This is a genomic window from Chloroflexota bacterium, from assembly GCA_035652535.1.
In the GTDB taxonomy this organism is placed as follows: Bacteria; Chloroflexota; UBA6077; order UBA6077; family SHYK01; genus DASRDP01.
The window spans coordinates 21,465-29,467 of record DASRDP010000100.1 but is presented as its reverse complement, the minus strand read 5'-3'; the positions used below and the strand labels follow the sequence as shown (position 1 = coordinate 29,467).

Genomic DNA, 8,003 nt, shown 5'->3' with positions numbered 1-8,003 from the left:
CACCTCCTTGTTCAGTCGCTCCAGCGGATTGTTCGACCAGATCTGCCGCCAGTGCTCCGGCGGGAAGGCCAGGTAGGCCAGCACCTCGTCCTCGGCATCGTCCAGCAGCTCCGCCAGGCGCGGGTACCGGCCGCGGAACCCGTCCGCCACGCGCCTCCACTGCTCTTTGGCACTCGCCGCATCCGGCTGGGCGAACACCGTCCGGATCGTCGCCGCCACCATCTGCGCCGCGCTCTTGGGCACCAGCGCCAACGCGTTCCTCACTGTCAGCGCCGATACGAATTCGGTTATGGAAGTCCCCAAACAATCTATTGGACTTGAGGTTATCAGAACGATAAAACCAACGCAGACAAGGCCTGAGCTGGTGGCCAGGCACGACCAAGGCCAAACTGCAGGAGGCATGCTGGTGTTCAAGAATAGCGAGGAAGAGGAACTCATCCGCGTCGGGCCCGGGACGCCCTCGGGTGAGGTCTTTCGCCGCTACTGGCTCCCGGTGGAGTGCTCGGCAAATCTCGGGAAGGATGGAGAAACCGCCGGTCCCTCCAACCCGCTCCGGGTGGAGATCCTTGGGGAGAACCTCGTGCTCTTCCGGGATGCGACGGGTCGGCCCGGCCTCTTGGGTGAGCACTGCAGCCACCGCGGCACCTCGCTCTCGTATGGCCGGGTCGAGGAGCGCGGCCTCCGATGCCTGTACCATGGTTGGCTCTACGACCATGACGGCAACTGCCTCGAAACTCCCGCTGAGCCCCCGAAGAGCATGTTCAAGCACACGGTGAAGCAGCTTTCCTACCCGTGCGTCGAGGTGGGGGGACTCATCTTCACGTACATGGGCCCACCGGACAGACAGCCGCTCTTCCCTCGGTATCACCAACTCTTCCGTGAAGATGGTGTCCGCGTGACGGGGAATGGTGGCTACGTCGAGCAGTGCAACGTCTTCCAGGCGATGCACGACAACAACCTCGACCACTGGCACAACGAGATCGCTCACAGCTGGTTCCGTGGTAAGGAACCGTTCAAGCGTCTCTACTATAGCGAGGACGGCGAGCTGGTCACACCGATCCGCTGGGAGCGCACCCCGTGGGGCGTTCGCTACGTGGCGATCCGGGCCACGCCGGAGCCGGGCAAGTGGGAATACCACGAGAACAACACCGTGTTCCCTACCCAGCGCTGCAATTTCGAAGGGGCCCGTTCCATGAAGTGGGCGGTTCCTGTCAACGATTATCAGACGCGATGGTTCACGGTCGATTTCTTCCCGTACGACGAAAATGGGAACGCGCCGGATGAGGCAAAGCGCCTCCAGGAGGCCAAATTTCATATTGGGCACGCGGAGAACCTCCCCTCTGACTGGGCGAGGCAGGTCGGCGGTTGGTGGAACCTGAAACATCCTTGGCGTCAGGGCAACGTATGGGAGGACGAAGTCGCCCAGCAGACGCAGGGCCCCGCCTCGCGGAATTATCTGCCCGATTGGGAGAGCTGGCGCCTGGCGACTTCCGATCGGGGCCTCGTGATCACCCGCGAGTTGTGGCGCGAGCAGATCGAGCGCGTGCGCCAGGGCCTCGATCCCATCGGCGTCATTCGGGATCCGCAGCAAGATCGCCTGATCCGCATCCCGTCGGACAGCATCTACGGGCTCGATTGGGACGACGCGATGCGACTTTACGAGATGAGTCCCATGGAGCGGATGCGCTACCTGGCCGAAACCGAGGAAAGAGACTACGCCTACCTCGAATTGGCCGACGTGACTGGCTGAGCCGTTCAGTGCGAAATATATGGCTTCCTGTGAACATCACCCTCGGTGTCACGGAACAGTCGCTCCACGAGGGCCGGCTGCGACTCGCCGTGGCAGTATTCATGGCAGCCCTGCTCCCTGTGATCGGCTGTGCATCCGGACCGCCAGGTAGTAGCGCAGCCGGCGGTCCGTCGGAACCGACGTCCCCGGGCACCGGCCTCAAGGTGCTCACCATCGCGACCACCCGGGAACCACCATTCATCGTCGGGTTCACCGGTGGCGGGACCACGGGCGGCTCGGGCGAAATCAAGAACATGCTGCACAACACCCTGTCGGTGCTCGCCGAGGATGGCACCTACCGCGCGCAGCTCGCCTCGGAGGACATCTCCGTAGACAACGGGACGTGGCGGCTGAATCCAGACGGCACCATGGACCTCGTGTGGAAGCTCCGCCCCAACATTGCTTGGCACGATGGGGCGCCATTCACGAGCGACGACATGCTGTTCACGTTCCAAGTGATGAAGGACAAGGACCTTCCTACGCCGGCGGCAGGGATCCTCGCCCTCATGGATTCGGCCTCCGCGCCCGATGCGCAGACCTTCATCGTCCACTGGAGCCAGCCATACGCCCTCGCCAACGGCGCCGAAGGGCTCGATCCGCTTCCCAAGCACCTGCTGGCCCCGCTCTACGAGGGAGGAGACCGGGATGCGTTCGTGAACTCGCCCTACCTCACCACGGACTGGGTGGGGCTCGGACCGTACAAGATGGATCGCTGGGTGCAGGGCTCCGAGCTGGACCTGGCGCGGTTCGACGCCTACTACCTCGGTCGTCCAGGAGTGGACCGGGTGATCGTCCGGTTCATCGGCGATCCGAACTCGATGGTCGCTGCCATTCTCGCGGGCGCGGTCGATGTGGTGTACCCACCTGGGGTTGACTTCGACAACGCGCTGAACGTCAAAGATCAGTGGCAGGGCACGGGCAATGTGGTGCGGTTCGATTCGGTGGACGCCAATGGGCGGCTGCGTATTCTCGAAAATCAGTTTCGCCCGGAGCTGATGCAGCCGCGCGAGGCGCTGTCGAACTCGGCTGTGCGACAGGCGCTCTACCGCGCAATCGATCGGGCTACGATGATCGAGGTCATCACCCATGGCTTGACGCCGGTTGCCGATAGCTGGATCCAGCCAACAGACGCGCGGCGCAAGGCCCTGGAAAGCGACATTCCACAGTACCCGTATGATCCAGCTCGGGCGCAGCAGCAGCTGGCCGAGGCCGGCTGGCGGGCTGGGGCTGATGGCATCCTTGTGAGCACCGCGACTGGTGAGCGGTTTCAGGTGCAGCTTCGCGCATCACAGGTCGGCGGCTCCCAGGTGGGCAAGGAGCGCGAGCTGACCGTGGTGGCCGATAGCTGGAAGCGTATCGGCGTCGACTCGACGCTCAACCTGCAAGCGATCGGCGCGACCGGGGACCGCGGGTACGAGGCGGTCCAACCCGGTGTCGCCGATGTGGGCAATATGGCGCCGATCACGAACCTGTTCCGCCGACTGAATGGGCGGTTCATCGCCGCCGAGAGCAACCGCTGGACCGGGTATGACCTCACCGGTTACACCGACCCGCTCACCACGAGCCTTCTCGACAGTTATCTGGTGGCGATCGATCCGGCGGAGCGCCTCGCCCTCGACCGGCAACTCCTCCAGAAGGTGATGGGCGACGTGGTCGTGATGCCCCTGTACTGGGAGGTCGTCCCGACCCTGATCACAAACGGTGTCGATGCATCCGTCGCGAATCCGCTGCACATCCAGGAGTTCTACAAGTGGACGAAGCGGTGAGCGCTCCGGTCCTCAGAGTCGGCGTGGTGGGTCTTGGGCGGGCGACACTATCGTTTCTACCTGCCCTCGTCCGCCACCCCGGGGTCGTGATCACCGCCGGGGCGGACCCACGCCCTGAGGCACGCGCGGCCTGGGCGCGGGATTTCGAGGCGGAGACCTACGAGACGGCAGAGCAGCTCTGCGCCAGCCCGAACGTCGACGCCGTCTATATCGCAACCCCGCACCAGTTCCATGCGGCCAACGTGATCACTGCTGCTGCAGCCGGGAAGCACGCGATCTGCGAGAAACCGATGGCGCTGACCCTGGAAGATTGCGATGCCATGATTGCCGCCGTCGAGCGCGCTGGCACGAGGCTGGTGATCGGCCACAGCCAGTCCTTCTCGCCCCCGATCTACGCTATTCGAGAGATGGTGCGCAGTGGCGAGTATGGTCGGCTGGGGATGATGCTCTACCTGACGCATAAGGGGCTGCTCTATACCCCGCGACGGCCGGAGGAGCTCGATCCGGCGCTGGGTGGCGGGGTGGTGTTCAATCAAGCGCCTCACCAGGTCGATTCCGTGCGGTGGATCGGTGGCGGTCTGGTGCGCAGCGTTCGCGCTCAGCTTGGCGTCTGGGATCCCCATCGGCCGGTGGACGGGGCCTACGCGGCCTTTCTCGAATTCGAGGATGGGGCAACGGCCCAGCTCGTGTTCAGTGCCTACGGACGGTTCGATTCCGGCGAGTTCCACTTCTGGATCGGCGAAGGCGGGGAGCGTCGCGAGCGCCAACGGTGGGGCAATGCTCGGAAGGAATTGGAGCAGTTGAGCCGAGAGGAGGAAGCGGAGCTGAAAGCGCAGCTCGCGTACGGCGGGGGGCGCCAGCCGAAGGTGCGGCTCGATGACCAAGAGGGACGCTTTCAGTCGATGTTCGGTGCGCTTCTGGTGAGCTGCGAGCGGGCAGACCTCCGCCCCTCTCCGAAGGGCGTACTGATCTACGACGATGATGGTCGACGGGAGATCGAGCTTCCTATCCTGGCCGCGGTCAAGACTAGAGTGGTCGATGAGTTGTTCGATGCCGCGGTGAACGGCGCCCCGGTCCGCCATGACGGGCGCTGGGGCAAGGCCACACTCGAGGTGCTCCTCGCTTTGCACCAATCGAGCCGCGAGCGGCGTGAGATCGTCTTGGATCACCAGGTTCCAACGCCTGATGAGTCGTAGCGACACGAACGGAGGAGATCATGCTGACCAAAGAGGAAAATGAGCTGCTGACGCGCGTGGGGCCCGGAACGCCGATGGGGCAGGTCATGCGGCAGTATTGGCTTCCAGCATTGCTCTCATCCGAGCTTCCAGAGCCAGACTGTGCGCCGCTCCGCATGCGCCTTCTCGGCGAGGATTTGATCGCCTTCCGCGATAGCAGCGGGCGGGTGGGTATGCTGGCAGCCAACTGCCCCCATCGAGGCGCCTCCCTCTTTTTCGGTCGCAACGAGGAGTCGGGCCTCCGCTGTGTCTATCACGGCTGGAAGTTCGACGTCTCCGGGGCGTGTGTCGATATGCCGAATGAGCCGGTCGAGTCGAGCTTCAAGCACAAGGTCAAGGCCGTGGCTTACCCATGCGTCGAGCGCGCCGGAGTCGTGTTTGTCTACATGGGTCCGCGCGAGGTCCCGCCACCCCTACCGGAGTTGGAGTGGATGTCCGTCCCCGAGAGCCACCGGATCGTGGCGAAGCGGGTGCAGTTCACGAACTATGCGCAGTCCATCGAGGGGGAGATCGACTCGAGCCACCTCGGCTTCACCCACAGCCGCGTGAGCGACCACCGGCCTCTCACGCCGGAGGAAATCGCAGCCCTGCCATCCGCGGGACGCTACACACGCCAGGATCGGCACCCACGGTTCGACGTGCTGGACACGGACTATGGCGTGCTCATCGCCGCCCGCCGAGAGGCGGAAGCCGACAGCTATTACTATCGAATCTCGCAGTTCCTGATGCCGTTCTGGACCCTCGTGGCGAGTGGGACCGAGCGGCGAGACCCAACGCGCGGGACTCGGGCCTTTATTCCGATCGACGATGAGTCAGTGCTCGTCTTCGCAACCAGCTTCCATCCGCTGCGTCCGCTCACGGACGTGGAGCGCGAGCCGCTCAAGGTGGGGGGCGGGGCCGGCTTCGTGGGCGAGGACCATTTCCGCCCGGCCACGTCAGCTCCTTTTGGCGCCTGGATCCCGATCGCGGCCGCGGAGAATGATTATCTGCTCGACCGTGAAGCGCAACGGACGACCCACTACGCGGGAATGGCGGAATTCTGGGCGCAGGATGCCGCACTGCAGGAAGGGATGGGCAAGATCTACGATCGCCGCATGGAGCACCTCGGCAGCAGTGACACGGCGATCATTCGCATGCGGGCGCGCTTGATCGGCGCGGCGAAGGCGATGCGCGAGAGCGGGGCGGTTCCGCCCGGCGTGGACGAGCCCGAGCTGTACCGCGTTCGGGCGAGCGTTGCGGTCCTGCCGCGGGACGAATCGTGGGTGCCTGCGACGGACCATCTGCGCCGCGTTATTCCAGGGACTAACCCCGGCGGCCCCGAGGTTGGCCTGGCGGTCCCTTCGACTCACCAGCGTGTATGAGAGGATCCCATGCTCGGGCTACCTGGCCGAAGGAGGCGTGTAAACTCCCTTTGTCTGGTCGACAAAACCCGCGAGCATCTGTGTAGTTGGTCAAAACAGCCGATAAGCGAGAACCCGCGATCACCTGTTTCGTAATCACGAGGTCGAGCGTTCGAATCCCCCCGCAGGCTCCGTTGGCGGTTATTACTGGTCGGTGCTCTTCTTGCGCACTTTCTTGGTGGCCGTTCAGGCACGAGCAGCTGTGTGGAAAACAGATGGCTGCGGCCACGAGCGGACATGCCCCAATAATCCCGGGCTGCTGTTGTCTTTCCTGCGCTGTTGTCTGGTGAACAACCAACCCCTTAGGCTAAGCAACATGCCATTGCGAGGTCAGCCGCCGTACTGATGCTGTGTCCGTGGAGACGCGGCAGAGGCCGTTGGTGGGTCAAAAAGGAGAAGGCCGGGGTGACGGAGAACAGAACGAGGCCGTATCTCCTGGGGAACAAGTTGCCTGGCGTGCTCGAAGATGACCGCAACGCCAGCCGTTCGATCTGAGCCATCGGCTGTATAAATCTGGGGCGATCACCTGCTCCCATATCGAATCTGTCGCCTGCTGCCGGATGCGGAGGTGCGAAGCCATGTTGACCCATGAAGAAAATGAGCTCTTGACGAGCGTTGGGCCGGGCACACCGTGCGGCGAACTCCTCCGTCGGTACTGGTACCCGATCGCCATGACCGCCGACGTCAGCGCCGAGCAGCCCACTCGGTTCGTTCGGCTTCTCGGAGAGGACCTGGTGCTCTTCCGGGACAAGAGCGGCAACGCCGGCCTTCTGGCAGACCATTGCGCTCATCGCGGCGCGTCGCTGCTCTACGGACGCGTCGAGGAGCGCGGCATCGCCTGCGCCTATCACGGCTGGCTCTACGACGTCCACGGCACGTGTCTGGAAACGCCGGCCGAGCCCGAGGGGAGCCTGTTCCATCTCACCGTCAAGCAGCGGGCGTATCCGGTGAAAACGCTGGCGGGACTGTATTGGGCGTACCTCGGGCCGCATCCAGCGCCCGAGCTTCCCCTCTACGATGTGCTCGTGCGCCGCGATGGTCGGCAGACCGTGCAGCTTCGCGCACGGGTTGACTGCAATTACCTCCAGGCGATGGAGAATTCCGTTGACCCGGCCCACCTTCAGATCCTGCACCAGTCGATGGCCGCGAGGGGCCGGCCGGTGACGAATACGACGCGCGGGTTCACTGACGATGTGGCCAGCATCGACTTCTATCGCACCGACAACGGGATCATGAAGAAGCGCACCTATGCTGACGGGACGGTCGACGAGCATCCGCTGATCTTCCCGAACATCCTCCGGCAGGGGAATGGCATCGAGATCCGCACGCCCCTGGACGACACGCACCTCTGGATCTACGAGGTGCGCTTCATTCCGAACCGGGACGGCGAGCTGACCCCAGATGACGCGGGGCCCGAGGTTGTGGCGGCGCGCCCGCACAAGGAGCCGATGGGTGCTTGCCACCCGTTCACCCAGCATTTCATGGATGGCGTCGATGCCCAGGACTACATGGCCTGGGAGACGCAGGGACCGATCGCCGACCGCTCGACCGAGCGTATGGCGACGACGGATCGGGGCGTCGTCATGCTGCGGCAGCTTCTTCGCGAGAACATCGACCGAGTCCAGCGCGGCGAGGACCCCATCGGCGTGATTCGCGATCCGGCCCGCGGCATGATCGACACCAACCTGGACCACTCCCTCATTGCCGAGGCCGGCCTTTATCCGGCCACGCCCGCCCAGGCGGCCAGGTGGTAACGCCGCGCTGGCTGGACTTCTGATCCCCGGGACGCGCTCGGCGGACGACCGGCCATCCC

Annotated in this window: 5 protein-coding genes and 1 pseudogene; 5 read left to right on the top strand and 1 reads right to left on the bottom strand. The window is 64.2% G+C overall.

Annotation, left to right across the window (positions count from 1 at the left end):
- Positions 1–264 (bottom strand): annotated as a pseudogene (locus VFC51_12100) (transposase).
- Between the two features lie 142 nt (positions 265–406).
- Here VFC51_12100 and VFC51_12095 point away from each other — a divergent pair.
- The 5 genes from VFC51_12095 to VFC51_12075 all read left to right on the top strand — a co-directional run bounded on the left by VFC51_12095 (position 407) and on the right by VFC51_12075 (position 7,944).
- Positions 407–1,750 (top strand): Rieske 2Fe-2S domain-containing protein, encoded by a 1,344-nt coding sequence (locus VFC51_12095; protein ID HZT07766.1) that lies wholly within the window; start codon positions 407–409, stop codon positions 1,748–1,750.
- 8 nt (positions 1,751–1,758) lie between these two features.
- Positions 1,759–3,555, top strand: a complete 1,797-nt coding sequence (locus tag VFC51_12090) for an ABC transporter substrate-binding protein (protein HZT07765.1) — start codon at positions 1,759–1,761, stop codon at positions 3,553–3,555.
- Positions 3,540–4,751: a Gfo/Idh/MocA family oxidoreductase gene (locus tag VFC51_12085; GenBank protein ID HZT07764.1), complete on the top strand. Its 1,212-nt coding sequence runs from the start codon at positions 3,540–3,542 to the stop codon at positions 4,749–4,751. The genes VFC51_12090 and VFC51_12085 overlap by 16 nt, the downstream gene beginning before the upstream one ends.
- A 20-nt stretch (positions 4,752–4,771) precedes the next feature.
- Positions 4,772–6,151 (top strand): Rieske 2Fe-2S domain-containing protein, encoded by a 1,380-nt coding sequence (locus VFC51_12080; protein HZT07763.1) that lies wholly within the window; start codon positions 4,772–4,774, stop codon positions 6,149–6,151.
- A gap of 617 nt (positions 6,152–6,768) precedes the next feature.
- A complete protein-coding gene (locus tag VFC51_12075; GenBank protein HZT07762.1) occupies positions 6,769–7,944 on the top strand; it encodes a Rieske 2Fe-2S domain-containing protein in 1,176 nt (391 codons plus the stop codon).
- Positions 7,945–8,003: the final 59 nt, after the last annotated feature.

Bases quoted from the DNA above. Each gene is read 5' to 3' on its own strand.
- VFC51_12075 (HZT07762.1), top strand. From the start codon at position 6,769: ATGTTGACCCATGAAGAAAATGAGCTCTTGACGAGCGTTGGGCCGGGC.
- VFC51_12080 (HZT07763.1), top strand. From the start codon at position 4,772: ATGCTGACCAAAGAGGAAAATGAGCTGCTGACGCGCGTGGGGCCCGGA.